The organism is Frondihabitans sucicola (genome assembly GCF_030296615.1).
GTDB lineage: Bacteria > Actinomycetota > Actinomycetes > Actinomycetales > Microbacteriaceae > Frondihabitans > Frondihabitans sucicola.
On record NZ_AP027732.1, the window covers coordinates 3,794,441 to 3,814,662 of the forward strand.

Sequence of the window (20,222 nt, forward strand, 5' to 3'; positions counted from 1 at the left end):
ATCCGAAAAACGCAGTGAGGCGTTTCAGGCTCCGAACGCCGGCAGCCCTTCGCACCACGCGAGCATCTCGGGCCACGGTCCGAAGCCGGTCGCCGGGGTGATGTGCCCGGCGCCCTCGAGGTCGACGGTGCGCGCGGCGACGAACGGGGCGATGCCCGCTGCGCCGTGCGGGGCGAAGTCGTCGCCGGTGCCGAAGACGACGAGAGCGTCGCTCGCTCCGAGGTCGAGCGGGGTCTCGTGATCCTGCTCGCTCGGCGTCCAGGCGAACTCGCGCACGGCCGCGATCTCTCCGACGATCGACGCTTCCGGTGGCGAGACCAGCACGACGCGGTCGACCCGCGGCCGCGAGCCTCCCGACTGCTCGCGCAGCCAGAGCATCGCCGACGCGCTGTGGGCGATGACCGTGATCGTGCCCTCGGTGAGCGTCGCGAGGTTGGCCAGAGCGGCCGTCCGCCAGAGTTCGAGGTCGGGGTGGTCGGCGTCGGGCAGCTGCGGGTACCGCACGTCGTGCCCGCGCGCGGTCAGCTCCAGTGACAGCCAGCGCTGCCAGTGCCCGGCCGGCCGATGGTTCTCGTAACCGTGCAGGATCAGGAAGCTCGACGGGACAGGGACGACCACGGGTCAGACCTTCCGCAGCGGACGCACCGAGACGACCTCGGCGACGGCAGTGTGCGGGAGGTCGACGACGAGCCGCACCGCGTCGGCGATGTCGTGGGCAGCGAGGTAGAGGTCGGTGTCGTACTCCCCGCCCTGCTTGGCCACGAGCCCGCGCTGCATGTCGCTGTCGGTCCGCCCGGGGTGCACCGAGCTGACCCGCACGCCGTTCGCGCGCTCCTCTTCGCGGAGTGCGTCGGCGAGCGCCCGCAGCGCGAACTTGCTGGCCGCGTAGACGCCGCCGCCCGGACCGGCCGCGAACCCGGAACCGGAATTGATCAGGATCACGGTGCCCTCGGCCTTCCGGAGCGCCGGCAGCGCCAGCCGGGTCACCTCGGCCACCGCGACGACGTTGACCTCGTAGACGGAGCGCCACACTGCGCGGCTCGTGTCGGCCACGGCACCGCCGTCTTCGACGCCGGCCGAATGCACGACGACGTCCAGGCCGCCCTCCGGCACGGACGACAGGAAGCCGTCGAGCGGCTCGTCGCCGGCCAGCTCGACGGCCCAGGTCGACGCGGAGGTCAGCTCTGCGGCCAGCGCGTCGAGCGCGGCCTGATCGCGCCCGGCCAGGATCACGTGGTGGGTGCGGCCGAGGTCGAGGGCGATGGCTCGTCCGATGCCGCGGGTCGCTCCCGTGACGAGTGCGGTGGGAAGGGGCGACGTGTCGCCGAGAGAGGCAGTGCTGTCGAAGACCATGCGACCATTCTGGCGGCTGCACCCACCGAGTGCTTCTCCCGAAAAACGGACGTGAAACCACTGCCCGCTGTGGTTTCACGTCCGTTTTTCGGGAGAAGGCTACTTGGCGCCGGCGCCGGCGCCGGCGCCGGCGCCGCGACCGAAGCCGCCTCGCAGCGCCGTGCCCTCCGAGATCGTCGTGGCGCTGATGTCGCCGCCGCTGCCGGCCGTGCCGATGGCCGTGATCGTCTCGCCGGACTTCAGCGCGCCGACGCTTGACGTGGCCGACCTGGTCACCTTGGTGCCGGACGTCGTGTCGATCGTCACCTGCTGTCCGGCAGCGGTCTTGACGACGACTTTCGATCCGGAGACCGAGACGATGGTTCCCGAGGTGAAGCCGCCGCCCGCGAAGCCGCCCGTACCGGCGGTGGCTGTCCCGCGCCCCGGGAGCTCGCCGCCACCGGTGCCGCCGCCGGTGCCCCCGCGCCGAAGCCCCCGAACTGGCGCCCGCTTCCGCTCGACGCCTGGGACGACGAGGCCGTGTGCTGGCCGATCGCGATGCCGCCGACCAGGCCGATGCCGATGGCGACCACTGCGCCCAGCGTGGGAAGCAGCCACTTCGCGGTGCGTCGGCCGGGCGAACCAGGGCCACCGCCCGCGGCGGGGGCACCGGTGGGCGCCGGGTACGGAACCTGCTCGGGAGTGGGAGGAGTGACGTCGTTGCTCATGCGAGAGCCTTTCGTGAGAGGAACGGGAGGGCGAAGAAGCGCGGTCAGATCGAACGGAGCGCCTGAATCGGGCGCATGGCGGCTGCGCGCGCCGCCGGGTAGACGCCGAAGAACACGCCGATCGCGACGGAGACGCCGAGGGCGAGCGGAATCGAGAAGCCCAGGATCACCGGTGTCGTCCCGTCGATCGTGAACTGCGCTCCGATGACTGCCAGCACGACGCCGAGGATCCCGCCGATCAGCGTGAGCATCGCGGCCTCCACCAGGAACTGGCCGAGGATCGCCGGCCTCGTCGCGCCCAACGCCTTGCGGATGCCGATCTCGCGGGTGCGTTCGGTGACGGTCACGAGCATGACGTTGGTCACTCCGATCCCGCCCACCAGGAGACTGATCGCCGCGACCACGCCGAGGAGGACGGTGAAGCTCTTCGCGCTGGCCGCCTGCGTGGCGAGGAGGGTGCTCGCGCTCGACACCGTGAACGGCTCGTCGGCGGTCGTGGCCCCGAGCAGCTGGTTCAACTCGATGGTCGTCTCGTCCTCCGCCGCCGTGACGTCGCCCGACGACTTCGCCGCGACGAGCAGGCTCGACACGGCGCCGTAACCGCTGAACGACTCCTGCACCCGGGTGATCGGCGCGATCAGCTCGGAGTTCGGGTCGGTGAAGCCCGTGCTGGACTGCTCCGAGAGGATCCCGGTGACGGTGAACGGCGACCCGTCGACCGAGATCGACCGACCGAGGGCGGTGCCGGTCGGGAACAGCTCCGTCGCCAGAGTCTGGCCGACCACGGCGTCGCGCGCGCCGCTGGTCACGTCGCTCGTGGTGAATGCCGTCCCCTCGGCGACGGTGGCGGTGGTCACGGTGAAGTAGTCGGGCGTCGTGCCGATGATGCTGATGTCCGTCTCCGAGGCGTTCGTCGACGACACCGTCTGAGTCGTGGTCGCCTCGGGCACGACGCTCGAGACGTGCCCGAGGCCCGCGTTCGCGAGCTGAGAGCTCGTCTCGGTCGTGATCTGCTGCGACGTGCCGGAGCCCTGGCCTCCGGTCGCCCGGACCGTCAGCGTGTTCGTCCCGAGCGAGTCGATCGAGGCCGCGACCTGCTGAGCGGAGCCGTTGCCGACGGCGAGCAGCAGGATCACGGCGCCGACACCGATCAGGACCCCGAGCAGGGTCAGGATCGAGCGGAGTTTGTTCGACAGAACGCCCTGCAGCCCCGAGAGCAGCACCTCGCCGAACCTCACGAGCGCGCCCCCGCCGCCAGGCGACGGTCCGAGAGCGGCCGGTCGTGGATGATCCTGCCGTCGGCGATCGTCAGCACCCGGTGGCTGCGCTCGGCGACGTGCTCCTCGTGAGTGATGATGACGATGGTGCGGCCGTCTGCCGCGAGCGAGTCGAAGATGTCGAGGATCTCCCCGGTCGAGACGCTGTCGAGGTTGCCCGTCGGTTCATCGGCCAGGATCAGCGTCGGTGAGGTCACCAGGGCCCGCGCGATCGCGACCCGCTGCTGCTGCCCACCGGACAGGGCCTGCGGACGGTGGTCGGCGCGATCCGCCAGCCCCACTCCCGCGAGGGCGTCCAGGGCTCGTTCGCGTCGTTCGCGCCGGGACACGCCCGCGTAGACGAGCGGAAGCTCGACGTTCTGCTGCGCCGTCATGCGCGGCACGAGGTTGAACGACTGGAAGACGAACCCGAGCGCCCGGTTGCGCACCCGGGCCAGCTCGTTCTCGCCGAGGGTGCCGACGTCCGTCCCGTCGAGGAGGTAGCGCCCGGCCGAGGGGACGTCGAGGCAGCCGAGCACGTTCATCAGGGTCGATTTGCCGGATCCCGAGGGGCCCATGATCGCGACGTACTCTCCGACTCCCACGGCGAGGTCGACGCCGCGGAGGGCGAAGACCGCGCCCTCCCCGGCGCCGTAGACCTGGTGCACGTCGAGGAGTTCGATGGCCGGGGCCGCCGCGATGCCCGGGAGCGGGGGAGAGCCACCGTGGGGTCGGACATCAGCGGGTGCCTCCGCCGGTGCCGGTTCCGCCGCCGAGGCCGCCCGTCCCCGTGCCCGTCCCCGTACCGGTTCCGCCGCCGAAGCCGCCCGTCCCGGTGCCGGTGCCTGCGCCGCCCCCGAAGCCGCGGCGCCCCGTCCCCGTCGTGGTGCCGGTGCCGGTGCCGGTCCCCGTCGAGGCGCTGACGGTCCCGAGCACGATCGTTTCACCGGCCTTCAGCCCGGACGTGATCTCGGTGCCCTGGGTGCCGACGACCCCGGTCTTCACCGCGACCGCCGAGGTCTTCCCGTCGGCCACCACCTTCACAGTGGAGGTTCCGTTACTGGTCGTGATCGCCGCCGCCGGAATGTAGAGAGCGTCCGAGCCGGACGTCTTGGTCGTGATCGACACGTCGGCCGTCTGCCCGATGCGGAGACCCGTCGGTACGGTGTCGAGGGTGATCGTGGTCGAGTAGGTCACGATCGAGTTGCTCGTGGTGCCGGTGGGAGCGATGGCGGTCACCTTTGCCGCGGCGGTCGTGCCCGACAGCGCGGGGAACGTGACGGCGGCTGCCTGGCCGACGGCGACGTCGGCGATGTCGGCCTCGGCCACGGCCGTCGTGACGGTCATCTTCGAGGTGTTCGCGATGGTGACGAACCCGGTACCGGAGGTCGACGAAGACGAGGCGGCCGAGCTGCTCGTGCCGGTGCTCGTGCTCGCGGATCCTGCCGTCGAATCGTTCGAGCTCGACGATCCTCCGGACGAGCTGCCCGACCCGCTCGACTGGCCGACCGTACCGCCGATCGCAACGACGAGGCCTGCGGCCGGCGACGTCAGGGTGGTGTCGTCGACGTTCTGCTGGTCGGTGCTGACGGCGGCCTGGTCGGCGGCGACCTTCTGCTGGTCGCTCAGGACGGTCTGCTCGGCGCTGTCGACGGACTGCGCGCCCGAGGACGACGAGCCGGACTGCCCGGAGCCGCCGCCGGTCGCGGTCGTCGCCGTGCCATCCTGCGCCGTCGTCAACGCGGTCTCGGCATTCGCCAGGATCGTCTGGTCGTCGGCGAGCGCGGTCTGGGCCGTGGCGAGAGTCGCCTGGAGGGCGGCGGGATCGAGGGTTCCGAGCTTCTGGCCGACCTTGACCGTCTGCCCGAGCCTGACGTCGATCGTCTTGACCGTGCCGGACACGGCGAACGCCGGGTTCGACTCGCTGACCGGTGCGATGTTGCCGGTGGCGGTGACGGCGCTCGAGACGACGCCCTGCTGGACGGTGGAGGTGAGCTGGGTTCCGGAGGAGGCCGAGGTCGACTTCGGAGCGATGAGATACCAGGCACCGACTGCGAGCAGGACGATGACGACGGCCAGGGCGACGACGGCCCACGTCGTTCGGGAGCGTGACATGGTTCGACAGTCGAACCAGGCCCTGTGCGTCGCCTTGCCGCACCATATGAATCGGATAAGACTGTCGGTCTCCGCCGGCGTCGTCTCGTGCGCAGCGTGCCGGACTTCCTCTCAGCGCTTGGCGGGAGTCGCCTCCGCGGCGCCGGTCGGCCACGACTTCGGGCCGTTCGAGCCGGCGGGGTATTCGTCGAGGGGCACCGTGCCGCTCTTCCACGCCTTGAGCACCGGCGCGACGATCCGCCAGCCCTCGACCGCCGCGTCGCCGCGCACGGAGAGGGTCGCATCGCCGTCGAGGATGCCCTGGAGGACCTCGCCGTACGCGGGCAGGTCTCCCGGGTTGAAGTCGGCCTTGAGGGTTGCCCGATCGATCACGTAGGGATCGCCCGGACCGTTCACGTTGAGCTCGAGCGACATCTCGTCGGGGGCGATGCAGATGCGGAGGCGATCGGCCGTCTTGAGCGTCTTGAACTCCGGGGGCACGTGACTCGGCGCTTTGAAGGTGACGATGATCTCGCGCCGATGCGAGGCCAGGGCCTTGCCGGAGCGCATCAGGATCGGCACGCCCGCCCACCGCATGTTGCGCACTTCGACGACGACCTCGGCCAGCGTCTCGGTGCCGAGAGCAGGATCCACGCCGTCCTCGTTTTTGTACGCGGGAAGCTTCCTGCCGGCGACCGATCCTGCCGAGTAGCGAGCTCGGCGGCTGGTCGACGGGTCGTCGTTCCAGAGGTGCGTCGCGCGAAGCGCCAGCTGCTTCTGGTCGCGCACGTCTTCCGCGCGCAGGGTCGCCGGCGCCTCCATGACGAGGACCGCCATCACCTGCAGGAGGTGGCTCTGGATCATGTCGACGAGCGCCCCGGCGTGGTCGTAGTACCTGGCGCGGTTCTCGAGGGCGAGCTGTTCGTCGTAGACGATCTCGATGCTCTCCACGTCGCGGTTCGAGAGCATCGGCTCGATCAGGCGGTTGGCGAAACGGAGGCCGAGGAGGTTGAGCACCGTGGATCGGCCGAGGAAGTGGTCGACGCGGTGGATCCTGCTCTCCGGCACGATCGTGAGAAGCAGGGTGTTGAGGCGCTTCGCGCTGCGCTCGTCGGTGCCGAAGGGCTTCTCGAGCGCCAGCGAGGTCTTGTCGGGCAACTCGATCTTCGCGAGCTGGGCGCAGGCCTTCTCGGTGATCGCCGGCGGCAGGGCGAAGTAGAGAGCCGGCGGGTTGTCACACGCTGCGAGAAGCCCTTCGAGGTCGGCCTTGGCCGTCACATCGGCCTTGATGTACTTCGTGTTCTTGAGCGTGGCCGTCACGGCGGGGCCCTTGGCGCCCTCGCTGTCGAACGAGCTCTTCACGCGCTTCTTCCACTCGGCATCGGTGAGGTCTTCGACGCCCGACCCGATCAGCTGCACGCGCCGCTTCGGCTCGTGGGCGAGGAGCATGCCGAGCCCCGGCATGAGGAGCCGGGCGGCGAGGTCCCCCGAGGCACCGAGGATGAGCAGGGTCGAGGGGCGAGGATCAGGCATGCCCTGGATGCTAGGCCCGACGACCCGTCCGCGGCCAGGCTGTGTTTCGGCCAGGTAAAAGAACATTGCGTGAAGCGCAGGATTGCGTTTCGAGCACGGAACGCGCAATACCCTGACGGAATGGCCATCGTCGACGCCCCGCGCACCCGCCCCACCGCCATCGAATCCGGCGGTATCGAAGCGATTCCGGCAACGAGTCGACACGGCTCCCCGTGGCAGCTCTTCGCCACCTGGACGTCTCCGAACCTCGAGTTCGCGACGATCTTCGTCGGCGTCATCGCCGTCGCGTTCTTCGGGCTCGACTTCGGACGCGCCATGCTCGCGCTCGCCCTCGGCTGCGCTCTCGGCGCTCTCACGCAGGGCATCCTGTCGACCTGGGGGCCGCGCGAGGGCCTCGCGCAGCTCGTGCTGAGCCGGACGGCGTTCGGCTACCGGGGCAACATCCTCCCCGCCGCGCTCAACACGGTGATGGCCGGCCTCGGCTGGTTCGCCGTCAACTCGGTCAGCGGCGCCCTGGCGCTGTCGTCCCTGACCGGCATGCCCACCGTCCTCGCGCTGCTGATCATCGTCGTCATCGAGGTCGCGGTCGCATTCGTCGGACACAACTTCGTGCAGGTGTTCGAGCGTTACGCCGCCTACGTCCTCGGAATCATCTTCCTGGTCGCGACGATCACGATCTTCGTGCACGCGGACTTCGGCTACACCCCGAAAGGCGGCGGCTGGAGCTTCGGCGGTTTCACGCTGACCGCCGCCGCCGCGTTCGGTTACGCCGCCGGCTGGAACCCGTACGCCTCCGACTACAGCCGCTACCTGCCCGCCGCGACGCGCACCAGGATCATCGGCTGGGCGGCCGGGCTCGGCAACTTCGTCTCCTGCCTCGTCCTGATGGCGGCCGGCGCTGCGGCCGCGACCATCGCCGGCTTCAACCCCGACGACCCGACCACGTCGTTCGTCGCGTCGATGCCGACCGTGATCCGCGACTTCACCCTCGTGGCCATCGCCGTCGGGGCCATCGCCGCCAACGCGCTGAACATCTACTCGGGCGCCATGTCGTTCCTCGCCGCCGGCGTCAAGATCCCGTTCGCCCTGCGCCGCGCCATCGTCGCCCTCGGCTTCGGCATCATCGGCTTCTTCATCGCGTGGAGCGCCCTGCCGAACGCGGGCAGCACCTACGAGAACTTCCTCCTGGTCATCGCGTACTGGATCGCCCCGTGGCTCGGGATCGTCCTGATGGACCGGATCCTCCGCCGCGGCACCTCCATCGCGCAGCTCCTGTCGGATCGCGCCCGCTACAAGAATCCGGCGGGCATCATCGCGTTCGTCATCGGGGCCGCGCTCTCGATCTGGCTGTTCTCCAACCAGACGCAGTTCCACGGGCCGCTGTCCGGAGTCAGCGCGACGTCCGAGGGCCGCGACCTGACGCCCCTGGTCGGTTTCCTCCTCGCGGGCCTGGTCTACTGGGCCCTCTTCGCGGCGTTCAGACCGAAGCTCGGCGGGCCTCTCGGGGCGCCGGGCGCCGAGGTGCCGGTGGGGATCGACGCCGCCGACGACGTCGCGTGAACCGGACCCGCGAGAAGGTGTATCCGACCGACGCCGACAAACTGGCGGTGGCCCGAACCGAGGCCGAGCGCGGCCTCGCGACCGGCGGCATCCCTATCGGCGCGGCCCTGTTCGACGAGGACGGCCGACTCCTCGGCTCGGGTCACAATCGCCGGGTGCAGGACGGCAACCCCGCGCTGCACGGCGAGACGGCCGCGTTCCTGGCTGCCGGCCGACAGCGCAGCTACCGCCGGACCACGATGGTGACCACCCTCTCACCGTGCTGGTACTGCTCCGGCCTGGTTCGGCAGTTCGGCATCGGCCGCGTCGTGATCGGCGAGGCGCAGAACTTCTTCGGGGGCGAGGACTGGCTGCGCGAGAACGGCACGGACGTCACCACTCTCGCGGATCCTGCGCTCATCGCCCTGATGGGCGACTACATCGCCGCCCATCAGGACATCTGGTACGAGGACATCGGCGAGGACTAGCTTCGAACCGCACCCGCCTGGACTCGGGCGACGACGGCCACGCCCTGCGACTCGAGCACCAGACCCGAGGCGTCGGCACCCGTCAGGACGTCTGTCCCGGTCAGCTCGAGAGCGACGCGCTCGGGACCGTGGTTGATCGCCACGAGGTGAGAGCCGCGCCGCACGAACTCGACGCCGGGAACCCGGGGCAGGCGTTCCACCTCGAGAGTCGACAGCACCGTCTCGACGAAGCGGAGCAGGGTGTCGTCGTCGGGCTGGGTCGCCACGTACCACGCGGTTCCGGCACCTCTGTCGTTGCGGGTGATCGCCGGCTGCCCGTCGAGCACCCCGCCGTCGAACCACGCCGTGGCCTCCGCCGATTCGAGGCGCAGGTATTCGCCCCAGAGCACGGCGGCGCCGGTTCCGCCGATCGAGTCGCCGCGCAGTCCGAGCGGAGGGGGCGTGCGGCCGCCCGCTGCGGCCAGGTCGGGTGCCGCCGGTGGCGCGAACTCCTCCACCCACAGCCCGAGCGTCTCGCGAAGGGTGCCGAGGTAGCCTCCGAGCCGAACGTGCAGGTTCTCGTCGGTGATCGCCGTCTGGAACGTCGCGACCAGCGTGCCACCGAGCGCCACGTACGCGTCGAGGGCCTCGAGCTGCTCGTCGGAGGCCGCGATCAGCTCGGGAACGATCACGGCCCGATAGGGCGAGAGGTCGCTGGTCGGCGTCGTGAAGTCGACCGTCACCCCGGCCGAGGCGAGCGCCCGGTACCAGGCGAACACCCCTCGACGTACGAGAGACGAGCCGGCGCGGCCTCCTGCTCGAGTGCCCACCAGCTGTCCCAGTCGAAGACGATCGCGACGTCGGCCTCGACCCGTTCGCCGACGAGGCCCGCCGACGAGAGGGCCGCGAGTTCCGCGCCGAGGGACTCGACCTCGCGGAAGACCCGGGTGTCGGTTCCTCCGTGGGGCAGCATGCCGGCGTGGAACTTCTCGGCCCCGGCCTTCGCCTGGCGCCACTGGAAGAACAGGATTCCGTCCGCGCCTCGGCCGACGCACTGGTACGACCAGGCGCGCATCTGCCCGGGCGCCTTCGCGGCGTTCCGCTCGCGCCAGTTGACGGCCCCCGGCGACTGCTCCATGAGCAGCCACGGGCGCCCACTACCGACGGAGCGCAGGAGATCCCGCTGCATCGCCGCGTAGACCGGGGAGACCGGGTCGGCAGGATCCGGGTACGAGTCGTCCGACACCACGTCGACCTCCCGAGCCCAGGCCCAGTAGTCGGCGCCCTTGAAGAACCCCATGAAGTTGGTCGTGACCGGCACGTCGGAGGAGGCGCGGATGATCGCCACCTCGGCGCGATAGCACTCGAGCAGCTCGTTCGCGGAGAAGCGGTCGAAATCGAGGAGCTGCGTCGGATTCCGGAAGGTCGGTGCGGCCCGCGGAGGCAGGATCTCGTCGAACGAGTCGTATCGCTGCGACCAGAAGGCGGTTCCCCACGCCTCGTTGAGGGCCTCGACCGTCTCGTAGCGATCGGCGAGCCAGCGCCGGAACGCCGCCGCGGACGCGTCGCAGTAGCAGTGACTCACGTGGCAGCCGTACTCGTTGTTGACGTGCCACAGGTCGAGCGCCGGGTGGGCGGCGTACCGCGCGACGATCGCCGACACCAGACGCGCGGCGTAGCGGCGGTAGACGGGCGACGACGGGCAGTACGCCTGACGGCTTCCGGACGACAGGACGACGCCCTCGACCGTCACGGGCAGCATCTCGGGGTGCTTCAGGGCGAGCCAGGGCGGCGGCGACGCGGTCGCGGTCGCCAAATCGACCCGGACTCCCCGGCGTGCAGCAGGTCGAGCACCTCGTCGAGCCACGCGAAGTCGAACTCGCCGTCGCGCGGCTCGATCCTCGCCCAGGAGAAGATCCCCACCGAGACCAGATTGACCCCCGCGCGGTTCATGAGCGAGACGTCTTCCCGCCAGACTCCGGCAGACCACTGCTCGGGGTTGTAGTCGCCGCCGTAGGCGAACGACGACCCCAGCAGAGCGCTCACTCCTTCACGCTGCCCGAGGCGAGGCCGGTCTGCCAGTACCGCTGGAGGAAGAGGAATGCGACGATGAGCGGGACGATCGACACCAGCGAACCGGTGATGACCGTCGAGAACAGCGCCTGCGATCCGCCGCCGCCGGCGCTCGTCGCCTGCTGCTGCGCGAGCCCCACCGTCAGCGGGTAGAGGTTCGAGGAGTTGAGCATGATCAGCGGCAGGAAGTAGTTGTTCCACGTCGCGACCAGAGCGAAGAGGAACACCGTCACGATCCCGGGGCCCAGCAGGCGAAGACCGACCTGGAAGAAGATGCGGCCCTCGCTCGCGCCGTCGACCCTCGCTGCCTCGATCATGGAGTCGGGGATCGCATCGGCCGCGTAGACCCGCATCAGGAAGACCCCGAACGGACTCACCAGCGACGGCACGATGACGGCGATCGGCGTGTTCGTGATCCCGAAGTGGCTGAAGATCAGGTACGTCGGCAGCGCGAGCGCCGTCAACGGGATCATGATGGCACCCAGGACGACGCTGAACATGATCTTGGCGCCCGGGAAGCGGTACTTCGCGAACGCGTAACCGGCCATCGTGGCCAGGAACGAGGCCCCGACGGCACTGACCAGGGCATAGACGACCGTGTTGAGCGCCCAGTGCAGATAGATCCCGTTGCCCGTCGTGAAGACGTCCTTGAGGTTCTCCCAGAGGGAGAACTTCGCGCCGAACCAGTAGCCGAAGGTGGAGAAGAGGTCGGCATTGTCCTTGGTGGACGCGATCACCAGCCAGAGGATCGGCAGCACGAAGTAGAGGCCGCAGAGCCAGAGGAGGGCCGTCAGCAGTTTCGAGCGACGCTTCTCCGGGTTGTACGGCTTCACCTTCCTGACCTTCGCGAGGCCCTTCGCGTCGAGGGAGACCTGAGAGGCCGGCGCGACGGGCGCGCCCGATGTTGTCGTGGTCATGAGTTCTTGGTTTCCCTTCGCTGCGTCGACAGCTGGACGACGTAGGAGACGACGGCGATGACGATTCCGAGGAGGAAGGCGATGGCAGCCGCGTAGTTCACGTCCTGGTTCGTGAACGCGAGGTTGTAGGCGTAGTAGTTCGGCGTGTACGCGTTGTCGATGACGTTCGGGGCGAGACCGTGCAGCAGGCTCGGCTCGTTGAAGGTCTGGAAGGTGCCGATGATCGAGAAGATCACCGTCAGCATGATCGCGGGGCGGATGGCCGGGATCTTGATGCTCCACGCGATCCGGAACTGACCGGCGCCGTCGATCTCGGCCGCTTCGTACAGCTCCGTCGGGATCGAGCGGAGAGCCGCGTACATGATGATCATGTTGTAGCCGATGAACTCCCACGTGACGATGTTCATGATCGAACCGAGGATGGTACCGGCCGAGAGCAGGTCGGGCGGCGCGAAGCCGATGGCGCGGAAGACCTGCGAGATCGGACCGAAGTCGTTGCCGTAGATGTAGCCCCACATGAGCGTCGCCACGACGCCCGGAACCGCGTACGGGATGAAGATCAGGAGCCGGATGGCCCCCGCGCCCTTCACGCGCCCCGAGTCGATGGCGAGGGCGAAGAACAGGGCGAGGGCGAGCATGATCGGCACCTGGATGATGAGGAACAACCCCATGCGACCGACGCCGGACAGGAAGGCCGGGTCGGTGAAGGCGCGGATGTAGTTGGTGAGACCCGCGAACTGCGAGCCGCCGACGAGGCGGGTCGCGAAGAGGCTGAGATAGCCCGAGTAGAACAGCGGCACCAGGAGCATCAGCACGAACACGAGCAGGAACGGTGCGACGAAGATGTACGCCGCCCTGTTCTGCCGCCGCTGGTTCGCGTTGCGCTTCTTCGGCGGCTTCACGCTTGTGGGTCGCACCCGCGCGGGTGCGACGACGGACTGCGTCATGGAAACTCCTTCGTTCCGGGTGACGAGGCGGCGGGCCACTCGGCCCGCCGCCGGCGCCGCTACTTGTTGACCGAGAAACCCTGCTGGGTTCCGTAGGTGACGAGATCCTTCTGCCAGGCGTCGAGGCCGTCCGAGAGGCTCGTCTTGTTCGCCAGCGCCTTGCCGACGGTCTCGTTGTAGCTCGAGTAGGCGTAGTCCATGTAGGGCAGCCACTGGAACTTGGTGTCGACCGTCGCGGAGATCGCGGCGAACTGCTTGTTGACCTGCTGACCGCCGTAGAACGCCGCCTTCTCATCGGTGAAGGCGCTGCTCTCGAGCGTCTTGGTCGAGGTCGGGAACAGGAACTGCTTGTTCGCGAACTGCAGCGTCGACTCGGTGTCGTTGTTGATGAACTTCGCGAACTCGTAGGCCGCGATCGGGTTCTTCGACGTCTTCAGAACCGCGTCGCTCGACCCGCCCCAGTTGCCCGAGACTTTCGCCGACGTGGAGTACTGCGGCAGTGCGGCGGCATTCCAGAGACCGGAGGTCTTCGCCGCCGTGCCCTGCAGGAACGACGGACCCCACGCTGCGGTCAACCACCCGGCGTACTTGCCGTTGGCGAGTCCCTGGTACCAGTCGTCGGTGAAGTCCGGATCGGTCGAGATGCTGCCGTTGTCGATCAGCTTCTGCCAGTAGTCGGCGACTTTCTTCGCGTCGGCACTGTCGACCGCCACCTTCACGCCCTTGTCTCCGTCGTAGCCGAAGGGCTTGACGCCCGCCTGCCAGAGGAGACCGAGGAACTGACCGGCGTCGTTCGACGCCAGGTTGGACATGTACGCGCCGGTCTTCGACTTGACGGTCGCCGCTTCGGTCGCGTACTCGTCCCACGTCGCCGGGGGCGTCGTGATGCCCGCCTTCTTGAGGATGTCGGTGCGGAACAGGTTGCCCATGGGCCCGGCGTCCTGCGGGATCGCCCAGACGTTGGAACCCTGTTTGACCTGGTTCCACACCCACGGCGTGTACTCGTCGCTCAGCTTGGACGCCCCGTACGGCGCGATGTTCAGGAGGCTGTCGGTCACCGTGAACGAGGGGATGTACTGGTACTCGATCTGCGCGACGTCCGGAGCCCCTTGCCGGCCTTCAGCGCCGTGCGGATCTTCTGGTAGTGCGGGGCCCCTGGCCGACGTTCTCGAGCTTGACCTTCACCTTCGGGTACTTCTTCTCGAAGAGGGCCACCTCGTTCTTGATGTCGGGAACCCACGACCAGAAGGTCAGGGTCGTGGGTGTGTCCATCGCCTTGTCGATGTCGGCCTGGGAGACCGTCTTCGTCGTTCCGCCGGTACCGCCGGTGCCGCCGGAGGCGGAGCAGCCGGACAGGACCAGGGCCACAGCAAGGAGGCCGGTGCCCAGCGCCACTGCTGTTCTCGGTGCGTTCTTCCTCATTGGATTTTCCTTCATGTTCGGGTTCGTCGATCGGCTGTGACGGACGAACTCACCCGTCGACCAGGGCCAGGGAGGACCACGGTTCCAGGGAGATCAGGGTGCCGGCGGGGTGCCGGACGGGGTCTAGGGAGGTCAGGTCGCTCACGTCGAGCGGCACCGTCACCTCGGACGGAAGGGCCGACCAGTTCTGCACGAACCACGCCCGAGCGCCGCCGGGCAGCGAACCCGACGCGACCGTGACGGTCGCTCCGCGGGACCAGGCGCCGGCGATGGGCGACGGAACGGCGAAGCGCACGATGTCGGCGGCGAGGTCGGCGTTCGGGACCGTGCCCACGTAGGTGATGCGGCCGGATCCTGCGCTGGCCGTGGTGATCGCGGGGAACCGCCCGAAGGCGGGGTGCTCGTACCGGGCCAGGACGTCGGCAGTCCCGGTGTCTCCGGTGTCGCCGACCCCTTCGGCCCCTCCGGCGTCACCGGTCCCTGCGGCCCCGACGATCAGGCCGTCCGCCCAGTCGGTCGCGAGGGCCCCGGGGCTGAGGTCGAAGCCGTTCTCGGCCGTGAGCGCGAGGTCGGCGTCGAGGTTGGTGAACTCCTCGTACCAGACTCCCGCCGGAGCGTGCAGCTTGTCGGGGGCGACCGCCAGGCGGGCGCGGGCCTCCTCGTCGGCGTAGCCGGTCCGGATCCCGACGATCAGGTGGCCGCCGGCCTCGGCGTAGGCGGCCAGGAGGTCGAGCTCGGCGTCGGTCGCGATGTAGACCGCGGGAGCGATCAGCACCGGGAATCTTTCGGCGAGAGCCGCCGCGCCGAGGGCGGACGCCTGGTCGACGTGCAGGATCCTCGCCTGCGCGCCGGCTCCGACGACTCCGGCGTGGAACGCGTCGACGATGTGCTGGTAGCTGTCGCGGCGGCCGTTCTGACCGTCCGTGTTCAGCGGCGGTGTGAAATCGAAGGCGAATCGGCTCGAGGTCGACCATAGGATCGCCACGTCGGCGTCCGGCTCGTACCCGTCGAGTTCGGTGCCGATCTGCTTGAGCGCGGCTCCGATCTCGGCCACCTCCCGGTAGACACGGCCCGGCACCTGGCTGTGAGGCAGGACTCCGCCCCAGTACGTCTCGGTTCCGAAGTGCAGCGTGTGCCAGTGCCAGTACTCGATCTGGGCGGCGCCGCGCGCGATGAGCGCGAACGCCGACTGCATCAGCTGACCGGGGTAGGGCGGATAGTTCTGGGTCGCGCCGCCGATCGACCAGGCGTTCGTCTCCGTGACGAGGAAGCGCTGCTGATTCGAGGAGAAGAGACGGTCGGCCTGACGGAAGAGACCCGCGACGCCCGTGGAGGTCCAGGGAGTCGGCACCTCCTTCACGTGATCCAGGGAGAGGTGGTCCTGCATGCCGTAGTAGGGGTTGCCCGCGGTAATGTCGAGGCGAGAGACGAGCTTCTCGTCGTCGAGCGCGGGTCGGGGATACGCGATGCAGGTCGTGACGAACTGGTCGGGCCTGCTGTACTCGCGGACGATGTCGGCCTGCCAGCCGATGAACTCCGTCGTGACCTGCGCCTGGAACTGGCGCCAGGCGAGGTCGTACTGCGGCTGGGCGTTCCCGTCCGGCGTCCAGAGCTCGGACCAGTCGGCGATGCGATGGGACCAGTAGACCAGCCCCCACTGCGCGTTGAGTTCCTCGACCGTGCCGTACTTCGCCTTCAGGTGCCGTACGAATCGTCGGAACGTCGACGGGTTGTGGAACAGCAGCATGCCCGGCTCGTTGTCGACCTGGAAGCCGATGACGGCAGGATGCTCGGCGTAACGGGCGATGATCGCGCGAATCACGCGCTCGGCGTGGAACAGGAACGCCGGGTGGCTGTAGTCGACCTCCTGACGAGCTCCCCACGGCGTCGGCTGCCCGGTCTTCACCTCCGCGGCGATCTCGGGATGGCTCTGCTGCAGCCACGGTGGGACCGCGTATGTCGGAGTGCCGAGGATGACCGAGATGCCGCGCGCGTGGGCGCCGTCGAGCACCGGGCGCAGCCACTCGAGATCGAACTCGCCGTCTCGGGGTTCCCAGGTCGACCACACCGACTCGCCGACTCGGATCACCGTGAAGCCGGCCTCGACCATCAGGTCGAGATCGACGTCGAGTCGATCGCTGAGTTGGTACTCGGCGTAGTACGCGGCACCGAAGAGCACCCGCGAGGGCGCTGTGGAGAATGCGGGCTCGGAGGAGGGGAGGGCGGAAGAGGTCGCTGCCGGAGGAGTGGCGGCGGGTTGCGTGGGCATCGTGCGGGAACTCCATCGTTCGACCGTGTTAGCGGTAACATCTGTGTCGAGATGGACCATAGCCCGTTTTTGTTACCGGTCACAAGAGGCGATGCCGAACTGTTACCGGAGGCGAGCGCTCGGGTGCGTCAGCGCAGGGGTGGAGCCGTCGAGGCTCGCACGACCAGTTGCGGGCTGAACTGATACGGCAGCTTCGACGCCTGGGCGGTGGGACCCTCGATCAGTTCGAGGATCTGGAGGAAGGAGAGGCGCCCCTGGAGGTCGAAGTCGAGGCTGACCGTGGTGAGCGGCGGCTGGAAGTACGGCGCCTCGGGGATGTCGTCGAAGCCGACGACGCTCATGTCGCGGGGAATGGACAGCCCCCGCTCGGTGAGCGCGCGCATCGCCCCCAGCGCCATCTGATCGTTGGCGACGACGAGGGCCGTGGCCCCCTGATCGAGCGGCAGGTCGAGAGCCGCTCGATAACCGGATTCGGGCGACCAGTCGCCGAACCGCGTTGCGACCTCCCGGAGCCCGCGTGCCACCGTGGCGACGTCGAAGGCCAAGCGGCGGTTTCGCGCCGAGATCCACGCCTCCGGGCCCGCGATCTGAAGCAGCCGGACGTGCCCGAGGTCGGCGAGGTGATCGACCAGCATCCGGACGCCCTGACCGTTCCTGGTCACCTCGTGCTCGCCGATGCTGTCGTCGTCTTCTCCGGCGATGAACCACGGCACGGAGAAGCCCGCCCCGGAGAAGGCCTCGATCACCCCGTCCGTGGAGGCGAAGGCGATGATCCCGGCGAGGTCGCTCGAATCGGCGATCCGGAGAGCGCGCTGGATGTCGCTCTCGTTCAGGGGATCGAAGCTCACGATGTCGAGGAGGTACCCCGCCTCACGGGCGCCGCGGCTCGCGCCCTGCAGGATCTTGCCCGGGCCGACCTGCTCGATCTCGTGCGTGAGCGCTCCGATGCGGTGCGACCGTGAGGTGGCGAGAGAGCGCGCCGTGAGGTTGGGACGGTAGTCGAGCTCGCGAAGAGCCCGCTCGACCCGGTCTCGCGTCTCGGGCCGGATGCCCTGGTAGCCCTTCAAGAACCGGCTCACGGTCTGATGCGACACGCGCGCCACCTTGGCGACGTCGTAGATCGTCGCGGCACGCCGAAGCGGCGAAGCGGAAAACCTCGGCTGGGTGCCGGCAGACGGTTCGGGTTCGGTCGTCGCCGGAGAGGTGCCGTCGTCCATGGCCTCTCCGTTCTGTGTCCTGGTCAGGTTATCGGCCGGACCCGGTCACACCTGACAGCCGCCGCTGGACGAATGCCGCACGGCACCGCTCACCCGCGCAGGGCTGCCAGGAGCGACGTGCCGTTCGGCGAGCCGAGACCGGTGCAGGCGTCCCATCCGGGGCCCGCCCGAAAGGCGCCGTTGTCGCCGGAGGTGATGTCGCGAAACGCCGACCCGAGGGGTAGAGCCTCGGCCCGAGGAGTCCGACCGGGGCTCCCAGCGACTGCGACAGGCGTGCTGCGAGTGCGGCCCACAGGGGTGCGACCGCGCTCGTTCCGCCGATGACGGAACGCTTGCCGTCGACGAGTACCTCGTAGCCGGTCGCAGGATCCGCGTTGCCGGCCACGTCGGGAACGCCTCGGCCGCTCTGCTCGCCCGTCGGCGGAACCCCGGCCGACGTCTGCCAGGTCGGGGCCGCGAACGTGTCGCTGATCCCGCCGCCGGTGGCGCCGCGCCCCGCTCCGTTGTTCCAGACCGTCTCGCTCGAGATGGCTCCGGCGGTCGCCTGAATGCTCGTGCCGCCGCAGGCGAGCAGGTGCGGACTCGAGGCAGGGAAGTCGACGTGCTGTTTTCCGTCGGTCGCACCGTCGGTGCTGCCGTTGTCGCCCGAGGCCGCCGTGACGGTGACCCCGAGGGCCGCGGCGTCGACGAGGGCGTCGTCGAGGGCCGCCCGCGCCTGAGTCGTCCACTGGTCTTCGCTCTGACCCCAGCTGATGCTCATCGCGGTGGGGGTCGGCGTCGCGTGCGCCGCCGCGGCGATCGCATCGACGAACCCGGCGTCGGTGTTCGGGGCGAAGTAGACGACGATGTCGGCCTTCGGGGCGAGAGCGCCGATGACCTCGATGTCGAGGAGGACCTCGCCGTCGGCGCCGGACGGGTCGCCACCCGGCTGGTTGGCCGCCCCGTCGACCCCGACCGCGGTGACGCTCGGTGACCCCACGCCCAGCGGGCCGAAGTAGGCGTCGAGGTCGCTCTGGGCGAAACCGCCGCCGAGCTCGATGACGGCGACCGTCTGACCGGTGCCGTCCGTGCCCGCGGGGAACTCGTAGAGCTGCCCGAGCGCGACGGGGGTGAAGCTCACCGTGGTCGCCTCGGCCGGGGCGATGCGGAACTGCGCCCGAGCCTGGGGGCGGTCGTCGAGCCCGAGAACGGCGGTGACGACACCGTCGAGCGCCCGCGGAATGCTGAGGCCACCCGAGCGCTGCCGGTGCTCGACGCGCGATCCGGCGACGCCCGCGGGCGCCGGAGCCTCGCTGGACACCGCCTCGAGTTCGGTGCCGAAGACAGCGCCGACGACGCCGGCCGCGCCGGAGACCCGGACCCGGCGCGTCGCCGCGTCGCTCTCGACGATCGTCAGGCCGGCTCCCTCCAGCGTCTTCGTGACGAGGGCGATGTCTTCGGGGTCGGCGCCGTGGTCTCGGACGTACGCGGCGGCATCGACGGCGCCGGCGGTGACCGCGTCGAGATCGACGGGATTCTTGCGACGGAGGACGACCGTGGCCTCGATCGCCTGGTCGCTCGAGAGGGCGTCGCCGCCGGCTGGACCCCGGGCGCAGCGGGGCGTTCGCTGCCCGCCAGAGGGACGAGGTCGAGGTTGTCGTGGGGCTGGGTGGGATCGCTCATGGCACCGGTGTACTCCGCGCCACCGACATCCCGGGCGAAGTCACCGCTTTCCCCTAGGCTCGGACCGATCACAGGGACGTGGGCCACTCGGGCGTAGCGTCCTCCATCACCGTCAAGGAGTAACCGATGTCATCCTTTCCTCCCCCGCCCGCCTACCAGGAGCAACCGACGCAGCCCGCCGGAGAACCTCCGATCTGGGCCCCGTGGTACGGCATTTCGTTCGGCGGGGCACTCCGCCGATTCTTCAAGAAATACGCCGACTTCTCCGGTCGCGCGAGCCGCAGCGAGTACTGGTGGGTCGCCCTCGCCTACGGCATCCTCTCCGTCGTCCTGAACATCATCTCGTCGGTCTCCGGTGGCTATGGCTCCGTCATGGCGACGCAGTCGGGGAGCGTCTCGTCCACGTCGCCGAGCGCCGGCGCGGTCGTCGTCGGCATCATCTCCATCATCATCGGTCTGGCGATCATCGTTCCCGGCCTTGCCGTCACCTGGCGTCGCCTTCACGACGCGAACCTCGCGGGGCCGTTCTTCTTCCTGATCTTCATCCCGATCGTCGGCTGGATCATCGTCCTGATCATGACGATCCTCGGGTCGAACCCGGCCGGCCAGCGCTTCGACCGTCCGCGCGCCTGACCGCTCGTCGACACCCGCACCACCACAGCGGCGCGGACCCTCAGGGTCCGCGCCGCTTCTCGCATACCTGATCCGATTACGCGAGTTACTCTCGTTTTACTCCTCCGCGAGGTCGGAGGAACGGGTCGGAGAC

Annotated in this window: 20 protein-coding genes and 1 pseudogene; 3 read left to right on the top strand and 18 right to left on the bottom strand. The window is 69.2% G+C overall.

What is annotated here, in order from left to right; all coding sequences use genetic code 11:
• Window positions 1–24 precede the first annotated feature (24 nt).
• From QUE79_RS19520 to QUE79_RS19555, 8 genes are all read right to left on the bottom strand, one after another.
• Window positions 25–618: an RBBP9/YdeN family alpha/beta hydrolase gene (locus QUE79_RS19520; protein WP_286344509.1), complete on the bottom strand. Its 594-nt coding sequence runs from the start codon at window positions 616–618 to the stop codon at window positions 25–27.
• Window positions 619–621: 3 nt separating this feature from the next.
• A complete protein-coding gene (locus QUE79_RS19525) occupies window positions 622–1,353 on the bottom strand; it encodes an SDR family oxidoreductase (protein ID WP_286344510.1) in 732 nt (243 codons plus the stop codon).
• Between the two features lie 99 nt (window positions 1,354–1,452).
• Window positions 1,453–1,659, bottom strand: coding sequence for a hypothetical protein (locus tag QUE79_RS19530; protein WP_286344511.1), 207 nt, complete (start codon window positions 1,657–1,659; stop codon window positions 1,453–1,455).
• Complete coding sequence (locus tag QUE79_RS19535; RefSeq protein ID WP_286344512.1) at window positions 1,656–2,060, bottom strand: hypothetical protein; 405 nt, start codon at window positions 2,058–2,060, stop codon at window positions 1,656–1,658. The genes QUE79_RS19530 and QUE79_RS19535 overlap by 4 nt, the downstream gene beginning before the upstream one ends.
• Window positions 2,061–2,104: 44 nt before the next feature.
• Complete coding sequence (locus QUE79_RS19540) at window positions 2,105–3,298, bottom strand: ABC transporter permease (RefSeq protein WP_286344513.1); 1,194 nt, start codon at window positions 3,296–3,298, stop codon at window positions 2,105–2,107.
• Complete coding sequence (locus QUE79_RS19545; RefSeq protein WP_286344514.1) at window positions 3,295–3,984, bottom strand: ABC transporter ATP-binding protein; 690 nt, start codon at window positions 3,982–3,984, stop codon at window positions 3,295–3,297. The genes QUE79_RS19540 and QUE79_RS19545 overlap by 4 nt, the downstream gene beginning before the upstream one ends.
• 70 nt (window positions 3,985–4,054) lie before the next feature.
• The gene (locus tag QUE79_RS19550; RefSeq protein ID WP_286344515.1) at window positions 4,055–5,431 is read right to left on the bottom strand and encodes an efflux RND transporter periplasmic adaptor subunit; all 1,377 of its coding nucleotides are present in this window, start codon (window positions 5,429–5,431) and stop codon (window positions 4,055–4,057) included.
• Window positions 5,432–5,542: 111 nt separating this feature from the next.
• Window positions 5,543–6,943, bottom strand: a complete 1,401-nt coding sequence (locus QUE79_RS19555) for a glucose-6-phosphate dehydrogenase (protein ID WP_286344516.1) — start codon at window positions 6,941–6,943, stop codon at window positions 5,543–5,545.
• Between the two features lie 120 nt (window positions 6,944–7,063).
• Here QUE79_RS19555 and QUE79_RS19560 point away from each other — a divergent pair, with 120 nt between their 5' ends.
• Window positions 7,064–8,503, top strand: coding sequence for a purine-cytosine permease family protein (locus tag QUE79_RS19560; RefSeq protein ID WP_286344517.1), 1,440 nt, complete (start codon window positions 7,064–7,066; stop codon window positions 8,501–8,503).
• Window positions 8,500–8,970, top strand: a complete 471-nt coding sequence (locus QUE79_RS19565; RefSeq protein ID WP_286344518.1) for a nucleoside deaminase — start codon at window positions 8,500–8,502, stop codon at window positions 8,968–8,970. The genes QUE79_RS19560 and QUE79_RS19565 overlap by 4 nt, the downstream gene beginning before the upstream one ends.
• On the opposite strand, the gene QUE79_RS19570 is transcribed toward QUE79_RS19565, so the two are convergent.
• From QUE79_RS19570 to QUE79_RS19620, 10 genes and pseudogenes are all read right to left on the bottom strand, one after another.
• Window positions 8,967–9,692: a beta-galactosidase gene (locus tag QUE79_RS19570; protein WP_286344519.1), complete on the bottom strand. Its 726-nt coding sequence runs from the start codon at window positions 9,690–9,692 to the stop codon at window positions 8,967–8,969. The two genes, QUE79_RS19565 and QUE79_RS19570, sit on opposite strands and share 4 nt — an antisense overlap.
• Window positions 9,689–10,902: pseudogene (locus tag QUE79_RS19575) on the bottom strand (beta-galactosidase). Before QUE79_RS19575 ends, QUE79_RS19570 begins: the two are co-directional and overlap by 4 nt.
• Before the next feature lie 89 nt (window positions 10,903–10,991).
• Window positions 10,992–11,939 carry a carbohydrate ABC transporter permease gene (locus tag QUE79_RS19585; RefSeq protein WP_286344522.1) on the bottom strand — a complete coding sequence of 316 codons (948 nt, stop codon included), beginning with the start codon at window positions 11,937–11,939 and terminating at the stop codon, window positions 10,992–10,994.
• Entirely contained in the window at window positions 11,936–12,886 is a 951-nt protein-coding gene (locus tag QUE79_RS19590) for a carbohydrate ABC transporter permease (protein ID WP_286344523.1), read from the bottom strand. Before QUE79_RS19590 ends, QUE79_RS19585 begins: the two co-directional genes overlap by 4 nt.
• Window positions 12,887–12,945: 59 nt before the next feature.
• Window positions 12,946–13,944, bottom strand: coding sequence for an ABC transporter substrate-binding protein (locus tag QUE79_RS19595; protein ID WP_286344524.1), 999 nt, complete (start codon window positions 13,942–13,944; stop codon window positions 12,946–12,948).
• 61 nt (window positions 13,945–14,005) lie between these two features.
• Entirely contained in the window at window positions 14,006–14,308 is a 303-nt protein-coding gene (locus QUE79_RS19600; RefSeq protein WP_286344525.1) for a hypothetical protein, read from the bottom strand.
• 49 nt (window positions 14,309–14,357) lie between these two features.
• Window positions 14,358–16,577 carry a beta-galactosidase gene (locus QUE79_RS19605; RefSeq protein WP_286344526.1) on the bottom strand — a complete coding sequence of 740 codons (2,220 nt, stop codon included), beginning with the start codon at window positions 16,575–16,577 and terminating at the stop codon, window positions 14,358–14,360.
• Between the two features lie 128 nt (window positions 16,578–16,705).
• Complete coding sequence (locus QUE79_RS19610; RefSeq protein ID WP_286344527.1) at window positions 16,706–17,794, bottom strand: LacI family DNA-binding transcriptional regulator; 1,089 nt, start codon at window positions 17,792–17,794, stop codon at window positions 16,706–16,708.
• A 28-nt stretch (window positions 17,795–17,822) separates the two neighbouring features.
• Window positions 17,823–19,226, bottom strand: coding sequence for a S53 family peptidase (locus QUE79_RS19615; RefSeq protein WP_350271726.1), 1,404 nt, complete (start codon window positions 19,224–19,226; stop codon window positions 17,823–17,825).
• Window positions 19,187–19,456, bottom strand: a complete 270-nt coding sequence (locus tag QUE79_RS19620; protein ID WP_286344528.1) for a hypothetical protein — start codon at window positions 19,454–19,456, stop codon at window positions 19,187–19,189. The genes QUE79_RS19615 and QUE79_RS19620 overlap by 40 nt, the downstream gene beginning before the upstream one ends.
• 126 nt (window positions 19,457–19,582) lie before the next feature.
• Here QUE79_RS19620 and QUE79_RS19625 point away from each other — a divergent pair, with 126 nt between their 5' ends.
• Window positions 19,583–20,089 (top strand): DUF805 domain-containing protein, encoded by a 507-nt coding sequence (locus QUE79_RS19625; protein ID WP_286344529.1) that lies wholly within the window; start codon window positions 19,583–19,585, stop codon window positions 20,087–20,089.
• The last annotated feature ends 133 nt before the right edge of the window (window positions 20,090–20,222 follow it).

Excerpts from the sequence above, each read along its gene's own strand:
- QUE79_RS19555 (WP_286344516.1), bottom strand. The coding sequence starts at position 6,943 with ATGCCTGATCCTCGCCCCTCGACCCTGCTCATCCTCGGTGCCTCGGGG.
- QUE79_RS19525 (WP_286344510.1), bottom strand. The coding sequence starts at position 1,353 with ATGGTCTTCGACAGCACTGCCTCTCTCGGCGACACGTCGCCCCTTCCC.
- QUE79_RS19620 (WP_286344528.1), bottom strand. The coding sequence starts at position 19,456 with ATGAGCGATCCCACCCAGCCCCACGACAACCTCGACCTCGTCCCTCTG.
- QUE79_RS19605 (WP_286344526.1), bottom strand. The coding sequence starts at position 16,577 with ATGCCCACGCAACCCGCCGCCACTCCTCCGGCAGCGACCTCTTCCGCC.
- QUE79_RS19585 (WP_286344522.1), bottom strand. The coding sequence starts at position 11,939 with ATGACCACGACAACATCGGGCGCGCCCGTCGCGCCGGCCTCTCAGGTC.
- QUE79_RS19600 (WP_286344525.1), bottom strand. The coding sequence starts at position 14,308 with ATGAGGAAGAACGCACCGAGAACAGCAGTGGCGCTGGGCACCGGCCTC.
- QUE79_RS19590 (WP_286344523.1), bottom strand. The coding sequence starts at position 12,886 with ATGACGCAGTCCGTCGTCGCACCCGCGCGGGTGCGACCCACAAGCGTG.
- QUE79_RS19550 (WP_286344515.1), bottom strand. The coding sequence starts at position 5,431 with ATGTCACGCTCCCGAACGACGTGGGCCGTCGTCGCCCTGGCCGTCGTC.
- QUE79_RS19560 (WP_286344517.1), top strand. The coding sequence starts at position 7,064 with ATGGCCATCGTCGACGCCCCGCGCACCCGCCCCACCGCCATCGAATCC.
- QUE79_RS19535 (WP_286344512.1), bottom strand. The coding sequence starts at position 2,060 with ATGAGCAACGACGTCACTCCTCCCACTCCCGAGCAGGTTCCGTACCCG.
- QUE79_RS19625 (WP_286344529.1), top strand. The coding sequence starts at position 19,583 with ATGTCATCCTTTCCTCCCCCGCCCGCCTACCAGGAGCAACCGACGCAG.
- QUE79_RS19610 (WP_286344527.1), bottom strand. The coding sequence starts at position 17,794 with ATGGACGACGGCACCTCTCCGGCGACGACCGAACCCGAACCGTCTGCC.